This is a genomic window from Parvibaculum sp., assembly GCF_002684405.1.
Lineage (GTDB): Bacteria > Pseudomonadota > Alphaproteobacteria > Parvibaculales > Parvibaculaceae > Parvibaculum.
This window is the reverse complement of the sequence record NZ_NYVD01000064.1, coordinates 1-19,581: the sequence shown is the minus strand read 5'-3', so window position 1 is coordinate 19,581 and position 19,581 is coordinate 1. Positions and strand designations below refer to the sequence as shown.

The following is a 19,581-nucleotide window of genomic DNA, read 5'->3' as shown; positions in this document are numbered from 1 at the left end:
GTCAGCATCAGCTCGGTCAGCGCCCAGACAAGCGCATCCATCCGGTCCGGGCTTTTCCTGGCCTCGCCCGGCACGTAGTCGCACATCTGGTCTTCCAGCTTTGCGAAATGCCCGACATGATGCACCCGGCCCTGCTCGTAAAGCGCGGCCACCGGTTCGGCGCGGGTGAACTTGCCGCGCGAGGCGCGCACCAGCTTCACCGGCGCTTCCGGCATCACCTGCCTTATCACCGTCGCCACCATATCCCCGCCCTGATTTGCCTCCGCCACGATCCGGTCCGCGCCGTGATCGCGATAGGCTTTCGCCGTGCGGTTCGCCCAGGCCAGCGGCGAGACGCGCGGCAGGCTGCGGTCGTCCAGCACAATCCCATGCCCGCGCGCATCGCAGCCTGCGACCACGATGCCGCATTCATCGGAGCCCGGCCCGCTCGTCACCGGCGGGTCCACCGCCACCACGATACGTGTCAGCTCCGGCAGCGCCGCGATCCGGGTTTCTTCCAGCAGCGCACGGTTCCACAGCGCATGCGGATTGTCCTCGATCAGTTCCGCATCGAGTTCCTGCCGCCCCAGCCGCGTGCCTTCATAGCGCGTGATCACCGAGCGGAAAAACGCATCGGCGAGGTTCGCGCGGTTCGCATAGGTCGAGGCCTTCGTCACCGCCGTCGTCGCGTCCTTCATCAGCCGCTTCACCAGCGGCACCGGCCTCGGCGTCGTCGTCACCACCTGCCGGGGCCGCTCGCCCAGCCGCAGGCCGAATTGCAGCATGTCCCATGCGGCTTCCGCATAGCGCCATTTCGCCAGTTCGTCGGCCCAGGCCGCATCGAATTGCGGCCCGCGCAAGCTTTCCGGCTCCGTCGCGGAGAAGAGTTGCGCCACCGCGCCATTGGGCCAAATGAGGCGTTTACGCGACGCCTCATATTTCGGTTTCGTCGCCGCGCCGGAAATCGCCATCAGGCCCGACGGCCCGTCCACCATCACCTCGCGCGCATCGGCATAAGTTTCGCCGACAAGTGCGATGCGGCCGGCGCGTTTTGCTTCCACCTGCGCCCGCACCCATTCCGCGCCCGCGCGTGTTTTCCCTGCGCCGCGCCCGCCCAGCACCAGCCATGTCGTCCAGTCGCTCGCTGGCGGTAACTGGTCGGCGCGCGCCCAGAAGGGCCAGTGCTCAGCCAGAAACGCCGCTTCCTTCGCCGTCAGGCTTGTCAGGAACGCCGCCCGCGCCGTCTCCGGCAGCGAGGCGAGCGAGGCGGCGTTCAAGCTCGGTCCTGAGTGTGTCGCCGCTCTTGTCTGCTCCATCCGCCGGCTTCGCCTTCTTTGTCGCGTTCTGAATTTCAGTCAGCTTGTCGAGCGAGCGCACCAGCACGGTCAGGCGCTTCGCCGCGCGTTCGCGGTCGGCGGGCGCGCCTTCCTGCTCATATTCCTTTTCGATATCGCTGATTTCCCGGTCGATGAGCCGTCGCAGCCGTGTCAGCAGATTGGCCTGCTTCAGCCGTCCCGCCACCGCGTGTTCGCCGGACGCCAATTTCTTCGCGCGGCTTCGTCCGCTTCTCAGCGGCCAGCCTTCGCGCGCCGCCCTTGCCGTCAGCGCCTGAGCGGACATGCCCAGCGATGAGGCTATTTCCATCACCGACATCTCCGGATCGGCATAGGCGCGCTCCACCGCCGCCCAGTCGACGCTGTCCGCATCCTGTTCGTTCGTCGCGTTCACGGATTTCCCAATATACAGAAGAAGGTAGGAAGGAGCGGCCCGCTTGCCAATTGGGGATATCTTGCAATTATCTACACACTGTCATCCCGGGCTTGTCCCGGGATCCAGAGCGGTAAAGTCTGTCATTTGCCGCCCCTGGGCCCCGGCACAAGGCCGGGGTGACGGCAAATTCGAATTCACCCCCTCTCCCCCGCACATCGAATTGGAGAACGCAAGAACATGCTCCGCTGCCTGATGCTCGATGTCGACGGCGTCGTGGTCACGGGCCGCCCGGAAGACGGGCGGTCATGGGCCACCGATATCGAACGCGATCTCGGCATCGCGCCGGATGCGCTGCGCGACGCATTCTTCGCGCCGCATTGGGGCGATATCGTCATCGGCCGGAAACCGCTTCTCGACGCGCTCGCCGAGAGCCTGCCTGCGCTGTCGTCGTCCGTTACCGCGCAAGATTTCATCGACTATTGGTTCGAGAAGGATGCACGCCTCGACGAGGCCGTACTTGCCGCCTGCGACGAGCTGCGCGGGCGCGGTATCAATGTGTTTCTCGCCACCAATCAGGAACATATGCGCGCGGCATATCTCATGGACCGCCTCGCGCTCCGCGATCATGTGGACGGCATCGTCTATTCCGCCGGGATCGCCGCGCGAAAACCGGACCGCGCCTTTTTCGACGCCGCCGAAAAGATCAGCGGCGCCGCGCCGCATGACATTCTTCTGGTAGACGACACCAGGGCCAATGTAGACGCCGCGCTCAATGCGGGCTGGACCGCCGTGCACTGGGTGGAAGGCGCGGAGCTGCTCCCCCTTCTCGAAAGCGAATAATCAGTCTTTCGGCTCTACCGGCGAGCCGTCCGGTCGGACGAAACGGCGGCCCGTTTCATCATGATGCAAGACGAGATCATGGTCGAGATAATGCACGGCGCCCGATCTCGCGCGCGTTCCGACGACCAGGATCGTCGCATCTTCCGCGGATCTGTTTTCAAGGCAATGCGCCACCGGCGCCCCGGCACGCCATCCTGCCGCCTCTCCGGCCCGCAGAAGCGTTTCGGTGTCTTCGACAAGCATGACTTCTCCGGAAAGCACGAAAACGAACTCGTCCTCCGTCTCGTGCCAGTGCCGGTAGGATGAGCGCGAGCCCGGCGGGAGACGTTCCAGGCGAACGCCGAACTGGTCGAGCCCCGCCACATCGCCAACGGAGACCTCCGCATAGGGGCCATTCCCCTCTCCGAACAGAGCATTCGCGCCGCCACTTCCTTCCGTCCATGCGGGTATCTCGATTTTCGGCATTTTCCCTCGACAAATCTGGCGCCCGCCGTGCGGGCCCCCGAGACACTTCTGGATATGGACGAAAGATAGGAAGCGAGCGTCCCGCTGCCAATTGGGGATATCTCGTAAAGTGAACTGTCATTGCGAGGAGCGGAGCGACGAAGCAATCCATGCTGTGCGTGCCGCCTCTGGATTGCGTCGTTTACGCTCGCAATGACGATGTGAGCTTTGGCGTCAGTCGTCCGCCTCGTCGCCCAGTTCGTCCTCGTCGTCGAAGGGCCAGCTTGCTTCGTGGTCCTCGATATCGCCCTTCATGTCGGACTCATAGGTAAACCGTCCCTGTACGGACATCCCCGCCTCGATCACCGTATGGTATTCGCCTGAGCGCAAGGGGTGCCACCAGGCAAGGCCCCGGCCCTCCTTCAGCCGCCGATAGGCGCAGGAAGGCGGCATCCAGTCGATATCCTCGATATTGTCGGGCGTCAGCGGAATGCAGTCCGGCACGCGCTTGTTGCGGTTCGGATAGTCCGTACAGCGGCAGGTGCCCGCCTCCAGCAGGTCGCATCCGACATCGGTATAGATGAGTTCGTCGGTCTCCTCGTCCTCGAGTTTGACGAGACAGCATTTGGCGCAGCCGTCGCATAGCTGCTCCCATTCCTGCTTCGTCATTTCATCGAGGCGCTTCACGCGCCAGAAGGGTTCTTCGCTCATGGCCGCCTCTTGCCCCTTTGCGTGAACGGGGTCAAGTGTGCAGTGCAATACGCCGCGCGATCTGTGCCGCCGGGGTCACATTAGTGCCCCATTCATGCCCTGTTCAGCCCTTTTCCGGCCTTATCCCCTGCACAAACATGGTGATTATGAACGGCATCGGTATTCTCCGCCCCCTATTGGTCGCCATGAGGGGGCGGGACATTAGCGGGGCAATGGCGCTTTGAGCGGCAACTGGGACGATCCGGAATATCCGCCCAACGCGGAACGGCTTGAGCCTGCGTCGGAAAACGATCCGGCGGGGGATGGCCCACGCCGCGATTCCAGCCCGCGCCGCGACCTGAAGACGCGGCTCCTCGCGCCCTTCGTCGCGCTGATCGCCTGGGTTCGTGCGATCAAGGTTCCGCAGGGCCGCGAATGGATCGCGCCCATCGCCTCCTTCGCCATCACCTTCTTTTTCATTCTGGCCGTGCTTCTGGTCTTCGACACGCTGCCCAAGATCGACGGCCGGCTTGCCGCCGGTCCGCATTCGCCGGGCCTTGCCGTGACCGTCCTCGACACGAACGGCAAGGAGATCGGCTCGCGCGGCGGGCGCGCCGCGAAGGATGTGCCGCTCGCCGAGTTACCCCCCTATCTGGTGAACGCTTTCCTCGCCACCGAGGACCGCCGCTTTTACGAGCATGGCGCGGTCGAGATACGCTCGATCCTGCGCGCGGCCCTTGCCAATTTCAGCGCTGGCGGTTTCGTGCAGGGCGGCTCCACCATTACCCAGCAACTTGCCAAGAACCTCTATCTCGACAATCGCCGCACCCTGTGGCGCAAGGCGCAGGAAGCGCTGATCGCCATCTGGCTGGAAAGCCGCCTCGGCAAGGACCGGATTCTGGAACTCTACCTCAACCGGATTTACATGGGCGGCGGCGCCTATGGCGTGGAGGCGGCGGCGCAATATTATTTCGGCAAGTCCGCGCGCGAGGTCACGCTGGCGGAGGCCGCCGTGCTGGCCGGTCTGCCCAAGGCGCCCAGCCGGTTCGCGCCCAGCACCAATCTGACGGCAGCCCGCAAGCGCGCCGGCCATGTGCTCAACGCCATGGTGGCGAACGGCAACATCACCGAGGCCGAAGCCGAAGAAGCGCGCAAAAATCCCGCCCGGATGGCGGTTCGCACCGCGCCGGACAGCGAGAATTATTTCCTCGACTGGGTCTATGACCGGGTGGCCCAGCTCCTGCCGGACCGCCAGGGCCGCCTCATCGTCCGCACCACGCTCGACCGCAAGAAGCAGGCCGCCGCCGCGTCCGCCATCGCCGGGGCGCTCAAGGCCAATGGCGAAAAACTCAATATCTCGCAAGGGGCGATGATCGCGCTTTCGCCGGACGGCTCCATCCTCGCCATGGTAGGCGGCAAGTCCTATGGCGACAGCCAGTTCAACCGCGCCGTGCAGGCCCACCGCCAGCCCGGCTCAGCCTTCAAGCCCTTCGTCTATCTCGCCGCGCTGGAAGACGGCATGAAGCCGTGGTCCGGCTTTTACGACAAGCGCCTCGACTATAATGGCTGGACGCCGCAAAACGCGGGCGGCAAAAGCTGGGGCCAGGTCACCATGACGACCGCGCTCGCCCATTCCATCAACCGCGTCGCGGTGCAGGTGGGCGACAAGGTCGGCGTGGAGCGGGTGCGCGAAACGGCGAAGGAACTGGGCATCCGCTCGCCCATTCCGCACAATCTGTCGATCGCGCTCGGCTCATCCGGCGTATCGCTGATGGAACTCACCGGCGCCTATGCCGCCTTCCCCGCCGAGGGCCGCCTCATCACCCCTTACGCGATCCGTCAGATCACGGCGAGCAATGGCTCGATCCTCTATACCCATGCGAACGGCACGGAGCGCGCAACGAGCAAGCGGTCGGCGCGCTACATGAACGCCATGCTGCGCCGGGTGATGACGTCGGGCACGGGCAAGGCCGCGCGCCTGTCCGGCCGGCTCGCCGCCGGCAAGACCGGCACCTCGCAGGATTACCGCGATGCCTGGTTCGTCGGCTATACCGGCAACGAGATCGCGGGCGTCTGGTTCGGCAATGACGACAATACGCCGATGAAGCGCGTCTATGGCGGCACGGTCGCGGCGCGGGCCTGGAAGAGCTATATGCAGGCCTCGCTCAAGGGCACCCCGCCCGCCCCCATCCCCGGCGTCAGCAATACTGACTGGGATAACCCCGACGAGCAGCGCCGGCAGCAGCCGGAAGACGTGCTCACCGGCTTCTTCGCGGGCCTCGCCAACATCTTCTCCAACACCCCCCGCCAGGACCCCAACCGCCGCTGGGGCAACAACTTCCGCCGCGGTGGCGAGATGGTCGGCTCGGGGTATTGAGCCCAAAACACCGTGTCATCCCGGCGAAAGCCGGGATCCATTGGCGAAGAGACCAATAGGAGAGGCGAGTAGGTCCCGGCAACAAGTGCCGGGACGACACTGGTGATTTGTTTTCTGCCCAACCCCAAACACATGCTGTCATCCCGGGATTTATTCCCGGGATCCACTAGCATCGCAATTTGTCGATAGGCGGATTGGGTCCCGGCTTTCGCCGGGATGACGCTGAAGACGCAACACCCCATTGCCAGCCCCCGCGCGATACGTCACAAAGGCGCCCGCAAACTTCAGTTACGGGTAACGTCTTGGCTCCGCCTCTTCTCGCGCTTCGCGACATCAAGGTCGATTTCGCCGATCAGATGCTGATCGACGGCGCGGGCTTTTCGCTCGCGCCGGGGGACCGGCTGTGCCTGATCGGGCGGAACGGTGCGGGGAAGTCCACCCTCCTGCGCATCGCGGCGGGGCTGACCGAGGCCGATGGCGGCGAGCGTTTCGTGCAGCCCGGTACCAAGATCGCCTATCTAAGGCAGGTGCCGGATTTCGCGGGCGCGGAGACCGTGCTCGATTATGCGACGGCGGAAGGCGCGCCCGCCCATCAGGCCGAGGCCGTGCTGGGCGATCTCGGGCTCGATCCCGCCGCCCCTACCTCCTCCCTTTCCGGCGGCGAGGGGCGCAAGGCGGCACTCGCCCGCGTGCTCGCCGGAGAGCCGGACGTGCTGCTCCTCGACGAGCCGACCAACCATCTCGATCTGCCCAGCATCGAATGGCTCGAAAGCCGCCTGACGCAGTTTCGCGGCGCCTTCATACTCATCAGCCATGACCGCGCCTTCCTGAAGCGCCTCACGGCGGGCTGCCTCTGGCTCGATCGCGGCACGATCCGCCGCCTCGACAAGGGCTTTGCGCAATTCGACGAGTGGTCGGAACAGATCCTCGCCGAAGAGGAAGTCACCGCCCGCAAGCTCGACAAGCTGATCGAGCAGGAGACGCATTGGTCGCGCGAGGGCATTTCCGCCCGCCGCAAGCGCAATCAGGGGCGTCTCCGGCGGCTCGCCGACATGCGCAGCCAGCGCGCCCAGCGCGTGCGCCAGACGGGCCGCGCCGAGATGGGCCTCGAAACCGGGCAGGCCTCCGGCACGCTGGTCGTCGAGGCCAAAAATGTCTCCAAAAGCTGGCCGCTTCCCGATGGCGGCTCGCGCATGGTCGTGCGGGATTTCTCCACGCGCATTCTGCGCGGCGACAAGGTGGGGCTCATCGGCCCCAATGGCGCGGGCAAGACGACGCTTTTGAAAATCCTCACCGGCCAGCTTGAGCCGGATGAAGGAACCATCCGTATGGGCACGAATTTGACGCCCGTCTATGTGGACCAGAGCCGCGCCTCTCTCGACCCGGAGGCGACGCTTTGGGATACGCTGTGCGAAGGCGGCGGCGACCAGGTGATGGTGCGCGGCCAGCCGCGCCATGTCGTTTCCTATCTGCGCGACTTCCTCTTCCGCGAGCAACAGGCCCGCCAGCCGGTGAAGGCGCTGTCGGGCGGCGAGCAATGCCGCCTGCTGCTCGCCCGCGCGCTCGCCAAGCCGTCGAACCTTCTCATCCTCGACGAGCCGACCAACGATCTCGACATGGACACGCTCGACCTGTTGCAGGAACTGCTGGCCGATTATGACGGCACATTGCTGCTGGTCAGCCATGACCGCGACTTCCTCGACCGGGTCGTCACCTCCGTCATCGGCTTCGAGGGCGACGGGGTACTTCGCGAATATCCGGGCGGCTATTCCGACTTCATCCGCCAGCGCAAGGATGAAGCGTCCGGCTCGTCCAATGCCGCCCCTGCCCGGCGCGAGGCGCGCGCCGCTGACACCCGGGGGGACGCCAAGCCCAAACAGCAGACCAAGCTTTCCTACAAGGACGGTCTTGCGCTCGAGCAGCTTCAAAAGCGGATGCCGGAAATCGAGACCGAAATCGCCGCCCTCGAAAAACGGCTGGCCGACCCGGATCTCTACGCGAAAAATCCGCAGAAATTCGCCAAAACCACCGAACAGCTCGATGCCCTGCGGGCCGAGCTGGCGCAGGCGGAAGAGCGCTGGCTGGAACTTGAAATGAAGCGCGAAGAGCTTTCGGGCAGCTGAAAGCGCTCAGGGTTAACCAATCCTGAAATTGTGCTTTGACTGCGTTCCATAATGACGCTCTCATACCGTCGAACGAAGCGCAGCCCGAGCGAGACGGGGTGCATAGGTTGCGCTTTGCGTTGGGTAATATGCCGTCGGGAATTCGGGACCCGAGGGCGGGGGAACTCCATATGGCGAAATGGCCATTCTGGATCGGCACGGTTCTGCTTGCCGTCGCGGGCCTGCAGCTCGCCATGATTTTCGTTCTGCCCGGCCTGCCGCTCGGCGCCTCTTCGGAGAGCGCACAGGCGTCCAATGGCGATGCCTCGGCCGGAGGAACGCCCGCCGCGCCGGACATGAACGCGGACCCGCAAGCCGACCTGCCGCTCTACACCGCCTGCGTCCGCGAGACGCCGACGCACCCGATGCAATTTGCCGCCGGCACAGCGCATACCGCGCCCGGCGACCGGCATGGCGAGACGCGCCGCATCGATATCCTGTTCGTCTTTTCCGGCAACGCCCGCTCCGCCAACGCCCCGGCGGGCGGCAGTGAAGTCGTGATGCAGGCGCCCGCGCAATTCGGCGTCGTCATGATGCGCCGTGTCGTCGCACATGGTCGCGAGGCAGGCATGGATGGCGACGCGCGGCAAAGCGCGGACTGCACGCCTTTCTGACGCACCGCGCATTCGGCGTCCGGTCTTGTCCGGTCGACGCGCGCGGCTGGTTCTCCCCCGCCGCCGCTGCTAGTCTCTTTCCTCATCTTTCCGTCGTCATTGCGAGCAAAGCGAAGCAATCCAGATACGACGGGCTCGGCATGGATTGCTTCGTCGGCTCACGCCTCCTCGCAATGACGCGACATTGGGCATACGGCCATTTGGCCAACGGCATTGGGGGATCCATCCATATGAACCGCAGTCTCATGCTCGGCGGCGGCGCCGTTCTCGCCGTTATCGCGATCGCGCTTATGCTCGTCCTGGATACGTCAAGCCGCCCCGCGAATGACGACGACCTCGTTCATGTGAGTTTTGCCACCGACTGGAAGGCGGAAGCCGAGCATGGCGGCTTCTATCAGGCGCTGGCCAAGGGCTATTACCGCGATGCGGGCCTCGACGTGTCGATCAAGCAGGGCGGCCCGGCGGTGAACGTGCCCCAGCTTCTCGCCACCGGCTCGGTCGATTTCGGCATCGGCTCCAACGCCTTCATCCCGCTCAACATGGCGGTGGTGAATGCGGGCGCCAAAGCCGTCATGGCGACCTTCCAGAAAGACCCGCAGGTCCTCATCACCCATCCGCGCGACGACGTGAAAAGCCTCGCGGACATGAAGGGCAAACCCATCATGGTGTCGGACGCCACGGTGAGCGCCTTCTGGCAGTGGCTGAAGGCGAAATATGATTTCACCGACGACCAGATCCGCAAATACACCTTCAATGTCGCGCCCTTCCTGGCCGACAAGGACGCCATCCAGCAGGGCTATCTCTCGTCGGAGCCCTACACGATCGAAAAGCAGGGCGGTGTGAAACCGCAGGTCTTCCTGCTCGCCGATGCGGGCTATCCGGGCTACGCCTCCTTCATCATGGCGCCGAACAAGCTCATCGCCGAGCGACCCGAAATCGTTCAGGCCTTCGTCGATGCGAGCATTCGCGGCTGGGTCGATTATCTTTACGGCGATCCCGCGCCCGGCGATGCGCTCATCAAAAAGGACAATCCGGATGCGACGGACGATCTGCTCGCGCATTCCCGCGCGGTGCTGAAGCAGTACGGCATCGTCGATTCCGGCGATGCCGAAATGCTCGGGCTCGGCGCGATGACGGATGCGCGCTGGCGCGAGTTCTACACCGCCATGCGCGACGCGGGCGTCTATCCCGCCGACCTCGATCTCGACAAGGCCTACACCCTCGCCTTCGTGAACAAGCGCGTCGGGCTTGAGATGAAGAAGAAGCTCGAGGGGAAGTGAGCCGGATCCCCGCGATTAAACACCTTCTGTCACCCCGGGCTTGTCCCGGGGCCCAGGGGCCGTATCCAGGGGCTTCAAACACAGAGTTTGTCGCCCCTGGATGCCCGGGTCGGAGCCCGGGCATGACAGCCATTTCCTGATTGTCATTGCCGGGCTTGACCCGGCAATCCAGCGCAAGAAATGAAAGCCCCGATCGCTCCACCATTCCCATCCGCCCCGTAACGCACTAGCTTTTCCGGCATGAACGCCTCCTCCCCCCTCATTTCGCTCGATCATGTCGGCAAGACCTACGCCTCGGGTACCACCGCGCTGGACGGGGTGAGCGCGGATATTGCGCAAGGCGCTTTCGTCTCGCTGGTCGGTCCCTCGGGCTGCGGCAAGTCCACGCTCTTGCGCATTCTCGCCGGGCTCATCTCGGCGGATCGGGGCAGTGTCGCCTGGCCCGCCACGGAAACGCGCCCGAAGAAACTCGGCTTCGTCTTTCAGGAAGCGACGCTGATGCCCTGGGCCAGCGTCTTCGACAATGTGCGACTGCCGCTGAAGCTGAAGGGCCAATCCAGCGAACAGGCGCGCGAGCGCGTCATCTCGACGCTTTCCCGCGTCGGGCTTGCCGATTTCGCCGATGCCTATCCGCGAGAGCTTTCCGGCGGCATGCGGATGCGCGTTTCGATCGCCCGCGCGCTGGTGACGCAACCGCCCGTGCTGCTGATGGACGAGCCCTTCGCCGCGCTGGACGAGTTCACCCGCGAGACGCTGGACGACGACCTCCTCGCGCTGTGGCGTGCGCAAGCATGGACGGTCCTTTTCGTCACCCACTCCATCTATGAGGCGGTCTATCTCTCCGAGCGCGTGCTGGTCATGGGCGCGCGGCCGGGCCGCATCGTCGCCGATGTCGCCATCGAGGCGCCTGCCGAACGCGGACGCACCTTTCGCGAATCCCATCTTTATATCGACCAATGCGCGGCCATCTCCGCCAAGCTCCGGGAGGCGTCATGATGACCGACAGCCGGTTCCAGACGCGCTTCTGGCGCATCGCCCTGCCGCTTCTCGTCGGCGTCGCCGTGCTGTTTGTCTGGCAGGGCGCGGTCACGGCCTTCGACGTGCCCTCCTTCGTCCTGCCCGCGCCCACGCTGATCGCGGAAAGTCTCGTCGCCAATTTCGGGTCGCTGATGGGCTCGCTCGTCGTGACGTTGCGCGTCACCGTCGCCGCTTTCCTGCTCGCGTCCGTCGGCGGCGTGGCGCTTGCCATTCTCTTCGTGCAGAACCGCGCGGTGGAAACGGCGCTCTTTCCCTATGCGATCATTCTTCAGGTAACGCCGGTCGTTGCCATCGCGCCGCTCATTCTCATCTGGGTCGGCTTCGATCAGGTGGAGCTGGCGCTTTTGATCCTCGCCTGGATCGTCGCCTTCTTTCCGGTCCTGTCGAATACGGTTCTGGGCCTGCGCTCGGTCGATCACAATCTGACCGACCTCTTCCGGCTTTACGGCGCCTCACGGCTGCAGACGCTGATCGAGCTCCAGCTTCCCGCCGCGCTTCCCTACATTCTGGCGGGCATGAAGATTTCCGGCGGCCTCGCGCTCATCGGCGCGGTGGTGGCAGAGTTCGTGGCGGGGTCCGGCGCCTCTACCGGCCTTGCCTGGCGGATCGTGGAGGCGGGCAACCGGCTCGACATCCCCAAAATGTTCGCCGCCCTCTTCCTGCTCTCCCTTCTCGGGATTGCGATCTTTTTCCTGCTGTCGCTTGTGGAATATCTGCTTCTCCGCCGCTGGCATGAGAGCGTGATCCGGCGGGAGGGGTGAGGGCCAGGGTTTCCAGTCCCGTCATGCCCCGCTTTATGCGGGGCATCCACGCCTTCACGGCAGCAACAAAAGACGTGGATGGCCCGGACAAGCCGGGCCATGACGAAACAGGATTGAAAACCCCCAGAAATCAGCCACTTTCCCTATTTTTATATTTTATTACTGTGAATAATATAATTCTACACTCCTATTGACGCGCAATTCAAAAACACCCATCTTATGCGCGAAATACGGCAGGTGACGGAGCGGCGCGCGTAAAACCCGCGACAGCACATATTCCTCTCCTGCCCCACCTTCTTGACGATGGGAGCGGCCAATGGCCCAGCACATGCGCAAAGGCGCCAAGGAACAGGCGCTGACGGCGAACCGTTTGATCGACGGGGTCGTGGTCTATCTCAAGGCGGACGGCACGCTGTCGGAGTCGCTTCAGGATGCGGAAGTGGCCGAGGGCAAGGAGGCGGCGGAAGCGCTTCTCGCCCGCGCAACGCCCTTCGTCGAAAACAACGAAATCATCGAGCCCTATCTTTTCGAAGTCGAAAAGGCGGACGGTGCGATCCGCGCGGTCAGCGTGCGCGAAACCATCCGTCAGGCGGGGCCCACGGTCCGGCTCGACCTCGGCAAGCAGGCGGAACTCTCCGGCGTTCACGGCTAGGCGCGATAAAGACACGCCGGTCCACCGGCGGAAAGGCAGACGACCCATGTATCGTTACGATGAGTTCGACCACAGTCTCGTGAAGGAACGTGTCGAGCAGTTTCGCGGCCAGGTCGCGCGGCGGCTCGCAGGCGACATCACGGAAGACGAGTTCAAGCCGATCCGGCTGATGAACGGGCTCTATCTGCAGCTTCACGCCTATATGCTCCGCGTCGCCGTGCCCTATGGCACGCTGTCCTCCAAGCAGCTCCGCAAGCTGGCCGAGATCGCGCGCAAATATGATCGCGGCTATGGCCATTTCACCACGCGTCAGAACCTTCAGTACAACTGGCCCGCACTGAAAGACGTGCCCGCCATTCTGGACGAGCTGGCCTCGGTGGAAATGCATTGCATCCAGACCTCGGGCAACTGCATCCGCAATGTGACGTCGGACCAGTATGCCGGCGCCGCGAAGGATGAAGTCGAAGACCCGCGCATCATCTCCGAGGTGATCCGCCAGTGGTCCACCTTCCATCCGGAATTCTCGTTCCTGCCGCGCAAGTTCAAGATCGCCGTCTCCGCCACCGAAGAAGACCGCGCCGCGATCAAGGTGCATGACATCGGCATTCAGGTCGTGCGCAACGACAAGGGCGAGATCGGCTATCAGATCTATGTCGGCGGCGGTCTCGGACGCACGCCCATGATCGGCAAGAAGATCGGCGACTTCGTTCCCAAGGCCGACCTGCTCGCCTATCTGGAAGCGGTCATGCGCGTCTACAACATGAACGGGCGCCGCGATAACCTCTACAAGTCGCGCATCAAGATTCTCGTGCATGAGATCGGCGCGGAAGAGATGCAGCGTCAGGTGGAAAAAGAGTTCGCCGAGATCAGGAAGACCGGCGCACTCAACCTGCCGCAGGACGAACTCGACCGCATCGAGGCCTATTTCGCCGATCCGGCTTTCGAGGCTCTGTCCGACGACGCGAACGACCTCGACGCGGCCATCGCCGCCGACCAGGGTTTTGCCCATTGGGTGACAAACAACACCGCCGCGCACAAGAAGCCGGGCTATGCCATCGTCAACATCTCGCTGAAGCCCATCGGCGGCACGCCGGGCGACTGCTCGGCGGACCAGATGGATGTCGTTGCCGGTCTTGCCGAAAAATACAGCTTCGACGAGCTGCGCGTCACGCATGAGCAGAACCTGACGCTCGCCCATGTGCGCAAAGGCAACCTCAAGGCCGTTTACGACGCGCTGAAGGCGGCCGACCTTGCGACGGCGAATGTGAATCTCATCACCGACCAGATTGCCTGCCCCGGCCTCGACTATTGCAATCTCGCCAATGCGCGCTCGATCCCGATCGCGCAGGAGATTTCGAACCGCTTCGCGGATATGGAGCGTCAGCACGACATCGGCGAGCTGAAGATCAACACCTCGGGCTGCATCAATGCCTGCGGCCATCATCATGTCGGCCATATCGGCATTCTCGGCGTCGACAAGAAGGGCGTCGAATATTACCAGGTGACGCTGGGCGGCTCGGCGGACGAGAACACCGCCATCGGCGACATTCTCGGCCCGGCCTTCACCGAACAGGACCTGCCCAACGCCATCGAGAAGATCGTGAAGATCTATCTCGACACCCGTCAGGACGGCGAGCGGTTCATCGATACCTATCGCCGCGTCGGCATCCAGCCGTTCAAGGAGAACGTCTATGAAGCTCATTAAGAACGGAAATTTCGTCGAGCAGGATTTCGTCGCGGTCGGCGCCGACGACGCGCTGCCGGACGGCGCGGTGATCGTGCCGCTGGAGCGCTGGGAAACCGAACGCGACAGCCTCGTTACCCGCAACACGCCCATCGGCGTGAAGCTCGAAAGCGGGCAGCATCCCGAGCGCATTCGCGACGACCTCGACCATTTGTCGGTGGTGGCGCTCGACTTCCCGATCTACCGCAATGGCCGCGCCTATTCCTATGCGCGCCTGCTGCGCGACCGCTACGGCTATGAGGGCGAGGTTCGCGCCGTCGGCAATGTGCTGCAGGACCAGTTCTACTTCATGGTCCGCTGCGGCTTCGACGCGCTGGAAGTGCAGGACAAGATCACGCCGGAAGTCTTCGAGCAGTCCGTCGGTGCCTTCACCTATGCCTATCAGGCCGCTGCGGACGACCGCCCGACCGTGATGTCGCTGCGCCAGCGCCTCGCCGCCCGCGCCGGAGAGGCTCGCGCCGCGCAGTGATCCGCCGGATATCTCTGCGGTGATGAAGAACCAGCGCCCCGCCTTTTCAAAGGCGGGGCGATTTCATTGGCGAAGGCTATTCCTCCGGCGTCGCCTCTTCCGGCCGCTTCGCAGCCCATGTCAGCAGGGCGTCGAGCGCCGGACATAAAGACTGTCCCCAGTCCGTCAGCCCGTATTCCACCTTGGGCGGCACCTGATGATGGACAATGCGGCGCACGATGCCATCTGCTTCCATCTGGCGAAGCTGCTGGATGAGCATCTTTTGCGAGATACCCGGTATCCCACGCTCCAGCTCCGAAAAGCGGAGAATCTGTCCGCCGAAAAGGTGGAAAAGGATGATGAGTTTCCACCGCCCTTCGAGCAGCTTCAGCGCTTGCTCCACACCTTCGGCCGCCGTTTCCCGCGTATATTCGGGAGACTTACCGTCAGGTGAGTACCTTACTTTTTCGTGCGTTCTTGTCATTTTGTAAGCCTAGTCCAATCTTCCGGACAACGCCAACGCGGCGCCTACTCGCCGCCAACCGGAAGAGGTTTTCCATGTCACTCGCCCTGCCCCAGCCCATCGCCGACTATTTCGCAGCCGACAAAGCCGATGGAGAGGCCGTCGCCCTCTGCTTCACCGAAGGCGGTGTCGTCAGGGACGAGGGTCGTACCCATGAAGGTCAAAGCGCCATTGCAAAATGGAAAGAGGAGGCTGCGAGCAAATATCAGTATACGGTCGTTCCTTTTGCGATTGAGGAGAAAGACGGAACGACCCTCGTCACCAGCAGGGTCGAGGGGAACTTTCCCGGCAGCCCGGTCAACCTCAGCTACAACTTCACGCTGACCGGGAACAGGATCGCCCGGCTGGAGATCGGACAATGAGCTTCGATCTCGAACTGGAGGACAAGCGCGTTCTCGTAACGGGCGGCACAAAGGGCATCGGCGCTGCCGCCGTCGAACTGCTTCGCGAAAACGGTGCGGCGGTTCTCGCCACCGCCCGGCAGGTACCGCAATGCTCCCCCGACAGTCTCCACTACGTCGCCGCCGACACCACCACGCCGAAAGGCTGTGAAACGGTTGTGGATGCGGTATTCGACCGTCTCGGCGGAATCGACATTGTCGTCAACGTGCTGGGTGGTTCCACGGCGCCCGGAGGAGGGTTCGCCGCCATCGACGACACTGTCTGGAGGAATGAAATCGAGCTGAACCTGATGTCCGCCGCTCGCCTCGACCGGGCGCTCCTTCCCTTCATGATCGAACAGGGATCGGGGGTCATCGTCCACGTTACCTCGATCCAGCATGTCCTGCCCTTGCCGGAATCGACGACCGCCTATGCCGCGGCCAAGGCAGCGCTTTCGACCTACAGCAAAAGCCTTTCAAAGGAAGTCTCGCCCAAGGGCGTCCGGGTTGTACGGATCTCTCCTGGCTGGGTGGAGACGGAAGCCGCCGTGGCGCTCGCCGAAAGGCTCGCCCTCTCCGCAGGCACGGATTATGCGGGCGGTCAGAAGATCATCATGGATTCGCTCGGCGGTATCCCGCTCGGGCGCCCCGCAAAGCCGGCCGAGGTCGCCGACCTCATCGCCTTTGCCGTCTCCGCCCGTGCATCCGCTATCACCGGCACCGAGCTGGTCATCGACGGCGGCACGGTGCCGACCGCCTGACACAACAAAGCCCGGCTCCAGGAGCCGGGCTTTTACGCGTGTACGCAACAGATACGCTACTGACTAAACAGCAGAAGTGAAGACGAAGGTCAGGCGGCCTTCATCTTCTCCATGGCTTCGGTGAACTTCTCGGTGTACGGCGCCATGGCGTCTTTCATGGCGGACACGGTCAGCTCGTTCAGTTCGCGAGCGGCGTCCATGTTGCGTTTCATGGCGGTGCGAACGAAATCGGTCTGGAGTTCCATCGCGGATTTGACGTTGCCCGACGTCATGATGGCGCGGGCGGTTTCCACGGACTCTTCGTAGTTGGTCCGGGTCAGTTCGCGAAGGATGTCGGATGCCGCTTCGAAAGCGGCGGTATCGATTGCCGGCGTCGAGGGGAACGTCGCCGTCTTGGCTTCGGCCTTCTTGGCCGTGGACTTGGCAGTGCTCGTCTTGCTCTCGGTCATAGCTGTAGCCTTTTTCCGTTATCGCGTGGTCGCCCGTGTCTTCCGGGCGTCTCCCCGCACATACCGGCGCGCCGGATTTGTGCGCTGCACAATAGATAGGGAAGACCCCACCCCTACGTCAAGTACTTTTTGTGCATTGCACAAAAATTTAACATATCTGGGTCGGTTAAAGGGAAAACCGCTTATGGGAAAAAGGGGTTAGGTCTAGTTGCGGCGCACTGCCACAGATCAGCTCCGCGAGCGACGCGGCGCTACCCGCCCCCATGGTCCAGCCCAGCGTCCCATGCCCGCTATTCACATAGAGCCCTCGAATCGTGCGGTTGCGAGAAGCCAGTTCGCCGATGATCGGGCTGCCGTCGGGGCTCATGGGCCTGAGCCCGCACCAATATTCCGCCCGCGGCTCCAGCGCGCCCATCTGGGGCATGAGGCCGGTCAGCGCCTGGAAGACGGAGCGCGCCCGGGGCATTTCGAGCGTGAGGTCGTAGCCGCCGATTTCCGCCTGCCCCGCCGCGCGCAGGCGGTTGCCGAGCCGGCTCACCACCACTTTTCGCGATTCATCGGTGATGGAGACGTTGGGCACGGCCGCCTCCGATTCTTCCAGAGGCAGGGTCACCGAATAGCCCTTCACCGGATAGATCGGCAGCCGGAGCCCAAACGGCCTCAACAGCCGCGCCGTCATCGGCCCGGCGGCCACCACCACCGCGTCGGCGGCGACGAGTTCGTCGGCGAGCCTCACGCCGGTTGTCTTGCCGTCATGCACCTCGATGGCCTCGACCTCTTCGCTCGCGCGGAAGCGCACGCCCAGCCTTTCGGCGGCGGCGGCAAGTTCGCGGGAGAAAAGATGCGCATCCCCCATCCCGTCCGACGGGCAATAGATGCCGCCCGCGATCTCATCCTTCTGAAAGGACGAGGCCAGCGCCGGTTCCAGCTCCACGCATTCGGCGGGGCTCAGCTCGCGCTGTTCGACGCCGGCCTGCGTCATGCGGCCGATGCCTTCGCGCGCTTCCTCCAGCCCGTGGCGCTCCCGGAAGACGCGCAGGATCCCGTTCTGCGCATGATCCATGTCGAGCGTCCTGCCCTCGGCGGCGAAGTTTTCGCGATAGGCGTCGAGCCGGGCGCGGGTCAGCAGCGCCAGCTCCAGATTGGGCAGCACCCGCTCCGCCCGCGCGCTCGCCCGGCAGCGCCTGAGGAAGCGCATCAGCCAGAGCCATTGTTCGGGATCGGGTTTCGGCCGCAGCCGGAAAGGCGCATCCGCGCGCCCGAACCATTTCAGGATCAGGCCCGGCACTTCCGGCCCCGCCCAGGGCGCGACCTCGCAGGCGGAAAGCTGGCCGCCATTGGCGCGGCTCGTCTCCAGCCCCGCCCCTTCGCGCCGCTCCACCAGCGTCACGCTCACCCCGCGCAGCGCCAGCTCATAGGCCGTCGCCGTGCCCACGATGCCCGCGCCGATGACGACGACATGGGAAGGGGCGACATGAGACGGAGAGGAAACGGCACTCGATACGGGGGACGTCACGACGAAAATCCTTCAGGGGTGGGCGCGCATCATGCGCCACTTCTGTCATGGCCGGAAGATGGGCATACTGGATTTTCACACAAGAGGTGATGGCAGGCACCGCCCTGCGCAAGCACCCGCCCACGACAAGGATGCGTTCCCATGAATATCTCCGCCGACGCCTCGAAGCCCGCCCTCTGGCCCTTCGTTCCCTCGCCCCGCGCGGTCGACGTCACCCATGCGGAGGGCTGCACGCTATATACGAAGGATGGCGGCGCCATTCTCGATGCGGCGGGCGGGGCCATCGTCTCCAATATCGGTCACGGTCGGCGCGAAGTCGCGGAAGCGACCGCGGAGGCCATGACGAAGATGACCTATGCGGTCCCGCCCTTCGTCACGCCGGAGCGGACGCGGCTGGTGGAGCGTCTCACCCGGGCCTGGCTTCCGCCGCATCTCACCCGCATCTATCTCGCAAGCGGCGGGTCTGAATCCGTCGATGCGGCGGCGCGGCTCGCCGTCCAGCATTTCCGCGCGACGGGCGACACCAAACGCTGGAAGGTGATCGGGCGCGACATTTCCTATCACGGCACCACCATGTTCACGCTCGACATTGCGGGTCATGAGGCGCGCAAGCGCGGCTTCGAGCAGTTGATGCACGACATGCCCCATGCGCCGACGCCCTATTCCCTGCGCTCGCCGCTCGGCCGCCATCACCCGGATTACGACATTGCCGCCGCGCAGGCGCTGGAAGACATCATCCTCCGCGAGGGACCGGAGACGGTCGCCGCCTTCGTCGCCGAACCGATCACCGGCTCGTCGGGCGGCGCGCTCATGCCCGGCCCGCGCTACTGGCCCATGGTGCAGGAAATCTGCCGCAAATATGGCGTGCTCCTCATCATCGACGAGGTGATGGTCGGCTTCGGGCGCACCGGCAAGCGCTTCGCGTCGGAACATTTCGACATCCGCGCCGACATCATGATTTCCGGCAAGGGGCTCGCCGGCGGCTATGCGCCCATTGTCGGCGTCTATGCGACGGAAGAGGTCACCGCGCCGCTCGCCGACAAGGGGCAGGCGCTGATGTTCTATACCTATGGCGCGCATCCCGGCGCCTGCGCGGCCGCCGACAAGGTGCTGCAAATCATGGAGGACGAAGACCTCGTCGCCCGCTCCGCCGAAAAGGGCAAGGCGCTCGCCGAACGCCTCGAAGCGCTGCTCGGCCAGCACCCGCATGTCG

At 64.1% G+C, this 19,581-nt stretch carries 20 protein-coding genes; 13 read left to right on the top strand and 7 right to left on the bottom strand.

The annotated features are described in order from the left end of the window. A partial coding sequence (locus CMI59_RS05505) for a terminase family protein (protein ID WP_293325799.1) occupies nucleotides 1-1,256 on the bottom strand: 1,256 nt, incomplete at its 3' end. Beyond that, nucleotides 1,165-1,707: a hypothetical protein gene (locus CMI59_RS05500; RefSeq protein ID WP_293325796.1), complete on the bottom strand. Its 543-nt coding sequence runs from the start codon at nucleotides 1,705-1,707 to the stop codon at nucleotides 1,165-1,167. The genes CMI59_RS05500 and CMI59_RS05505, both read right to left, overlap by 92 nt. 219 nt (nucleotides 1,708-1,926) lie before the next feature. On the opposite strand from CMI59_RS05500, the gene CMI59_RS05495 reads away from it, so the two are divergent. Further along, a complete protein-coding gene (locus tag CMI59_RS05495) occupies nucleotides 1,927-2,529 on the top strand; it encodes an HAD-IA family hydrolase (protein WP_293325793.1) in 603 nt (200 codons plus the stop codon). Here CMI59_RS05495 and CMI59_RS05490 read toward each other — a convergent pair whose 3' ends face one another. Both CMI59_RS05490 and CMI59_RS05485 read right to left on the bottom strand, forming a co-directional pair. Then, nucleotides 2,530-2,994, bottom strand: a complete 465-nt coding sequence (locus CMI59_RS05490; protein WP_293325791.1) for a cupin domain-containing protein — start codon at nucleotides 2,992-2,994, stop codon at nucleotides 2,530-2,532. A 213-nt stretch (nucleotides 2,995-3,207) separates the two neighbouring features. After that, entirely contained in the window at nucleotides 3,208-3,684 is a 477-nt protein-coding gene (locus CMI59_RS05485; protein WP_293325788.1) for a YcgN family cysteine cluster protein, read from the bottom strand. A gap of 220 nt (nucleotides 3,685-3,904) precedes the next feature. Here CMI59_RS05485 and CMI59_RS05480 point away from each other — a divergent pair, with 220 nt between their 5' ends. The 9 genes from CMI59_RS05480 to CMI59_RS05440 all read left to right on the top strand — a co-directional run bounded on the left by CMI59_RS05480 (nucleotide 3,905) and on the right by CMI59_RS05440 (nucleotide 14,760). Next, nucleotides 3,905-6,040 carry a PBP1A family penicillin-binding protein gene (locus CMI59_RS05480; protein ID WP_293325786.1) on the top strand — a complete coding sequence of 712 codons (2,136 nt, stop codon included), beginning with the start codon at nucleotides 3,905-3,907 and terminating at the stop codon, nucleotides 6,038-6,040. Nucleotides 6,041-6,342: 302 nt separating this feature from the next. Continuing rightward, complete coding sequence (locus tag CMI59_RS05475; protein ID WP_293325783.1) at nucleotides 6,343-8,163, top strand: ATP-binding cassette domain-containing protein; 1,821 nt, start codon at nucleotides 6,343-6,345, stop codon at nucleotides 8,161-8,163. Between the two features lie 170 nt (nucleotides 8,164-8,333). Further along, nucleotides 8,334-8,816 carry a hypothetical protein gene (locus CMI59_RS05470; RefSeq protein ID WP_293325780.1) on the top strand — a complete coding sequence of 161 codons (483 nt, stop codon included), beginning with the start codon at nucleotides 8,334-8,336 and terminating at the stop codon, nucleotides 8,814-8,816. A 230-nt stretch (nucleotides 8,817-9,046) separates the two neighbouring features. Further along, on the top strand, nucleotides 9,047-10,096 hold the full coding sequence (locus CMI59_RS05465) for an ABC transporter substrate-binding protein (RefSeq protein ID WP_293325778.1): 1,050 nt from the start codon (nucleotides 9,047-9,049) through the stop codon (nucleotides 10,094-10,096). 240 nt (nucleotides 10,097-10,336) lie between these two features. Beyond that, nucleotides 10,337-11,092: an ABC transporter ATP-binding protein gene (locus CMI59_RS05460; RefSeq protein ID WP_293325775.1), complete on the top strand. Its 756-nt coding sequence runs from the start codon at nucleotides 10,337-10,339 to the stop codon at nucleotides 11,090-11,092. Beyond that, nucleotides 11,092-11,895, top strand: coding sequence for an ABC transporter permease (locus tag CMI59_RS05455; protein ID WP_293325772.1), 804 nt, complete (start codon nucleotides 11,092-11,094; stop codon nucleotides 11,893-11,895). The genes CMI59_RS05460 and CMI59_RS05455 overlap by 1 nt, the downstream gene beginning before the upstream one ends. Nucleotides 11,896-12,211: 316 nt before the next feature. Further along, nucleotides 12,212-12,547, top strand: a complete 336-nt coding sequence (locus tag CMI59_RS05450) for a DUF2849 domain-containing protein (protein WP_293325770.1) — start codon at nucleotides 12,212-12,214, stop codon at nucleotides 12,545-12,547. Nucleotides 12,548-12,593: 46 nt separating this feature from the next. Continuing rightward, nucleotides 12,594-14,252 (top strand): nitrite/sulfite reductase, encoded by a 1,659-nt coding sequence (locus tag CMI59_RS05445; protein WP_293325767.1) that lies wholly within the window; start codon nucleotides 12,594-12,596, stop codon nucleotides 14,250-14,252. After that, nucleotides 14,239-14,760 (top strand): DUF934 domain-containing protein, encoded by a 522-nt coding sequence (locus CMI59_RS05440; protein WP_293325764.1) that lies wholly within the window; start codon nucleotides 14,239-14,241, stop codon nucleotides 14,758-14,760. Before CMI59_RS05445 ends, CMI59_RS05440 begins: the two co-directional genes overlap by 14 nt. A gap of 76 nt (nucleotides 14,761-14,836) precedes the next feature. On the opposite strand, the gene CMI59_RS05435 is transcribed toward CMI59_RS05440, so the two are convergent. Then, nucleotides 14,837-15,223 (bottom strand): helix-turn-helix domain-containing protein, encoded by a 387-nt coding sequence (locus CMI59_RS05435; RefSeq protein WP_293325761.1) that lies wholly within the window; start codon nucleotides 15,221-15,223, stop codon nucleotides 14,837-14,839. 74 nt (nucleotides 15,224-15,297) lie between these two features. Here CMI59_RS05435 and CMI59_RS05430 point away from each other — a divergent pair, with 74 nt between their 5' ends. Both CMI59_RS05430 and CMI59_RS05425 read left to right on the top strand, forming a co-directional pair. Next, nucleotides 15,298-15,624, top strand: coding sequence for a nuclear transport factor 2 family protein (locus CMI59_RS05430; protein ID WP_293325758.1), 327 nt, complete (start codon nucleotides 15,298-15,300; stop codon nucleotides 15,622-15,624). Then, a complete protein-coding gene (locus tag CMI59_RS05425; protein ID WP_293325756.1) occupies nucleotides 15,621-16,403 on the top strand; it encodes an SDR family oxidoreductase in 783 nt (260 codons plus the stop codon). The genes CMI59_RS05430 and CMI59_RS05425 overlap by 4 nt, the downstream gene beginning before the upstream one ends. A gap of 89 nt (nucleotides 16,404-16,492) precedes the next feature. Here CMI59_RS05425 and CMI59_RS05420 read toward each other — a convergent pair whose 3' ends face one another. Together CMI59_RS05420 and CMI59_RS05415 are read right to left on the bottom strand one after the other, a co-directional pair. After that, entirely contained in the window at nucleotides 16,493-16,852 is a 360-nt protein-coding gene (locus tag CMI59_RS05420; protein ID WP_293325754.1) for a phasin family protein, read from the bottom strand. Between the two features lie 166 nt (nucleotides 16,853-17,018). Further along, complete coding sequence (locus CMI59_RS05415; protein ID WP_293325752.1) at nucleotides 17,019-18,368, bottom strand: D-amino acid dehydrogenase; 1,350 nt, start codon at nucleotides 18,366-18,368, stop codon at nucleotides 17,019-17,021. 141 nt (nucleotides 18,369-18,509) lie between these two features. Between CMI59_RS05415 and CMI59_RS05410 the strand changes: the two genes are divergently transcribed. After that, a partial coding sequence (locus CMI59_RS05410; protein WP_293325750.1) for an aminotransferase class III-fold pyridoxal phosphate-dependent enzyme occupies nucleotides 18,510-19,581 on the top strand: 1,072 nt, incomplete at its 3' end.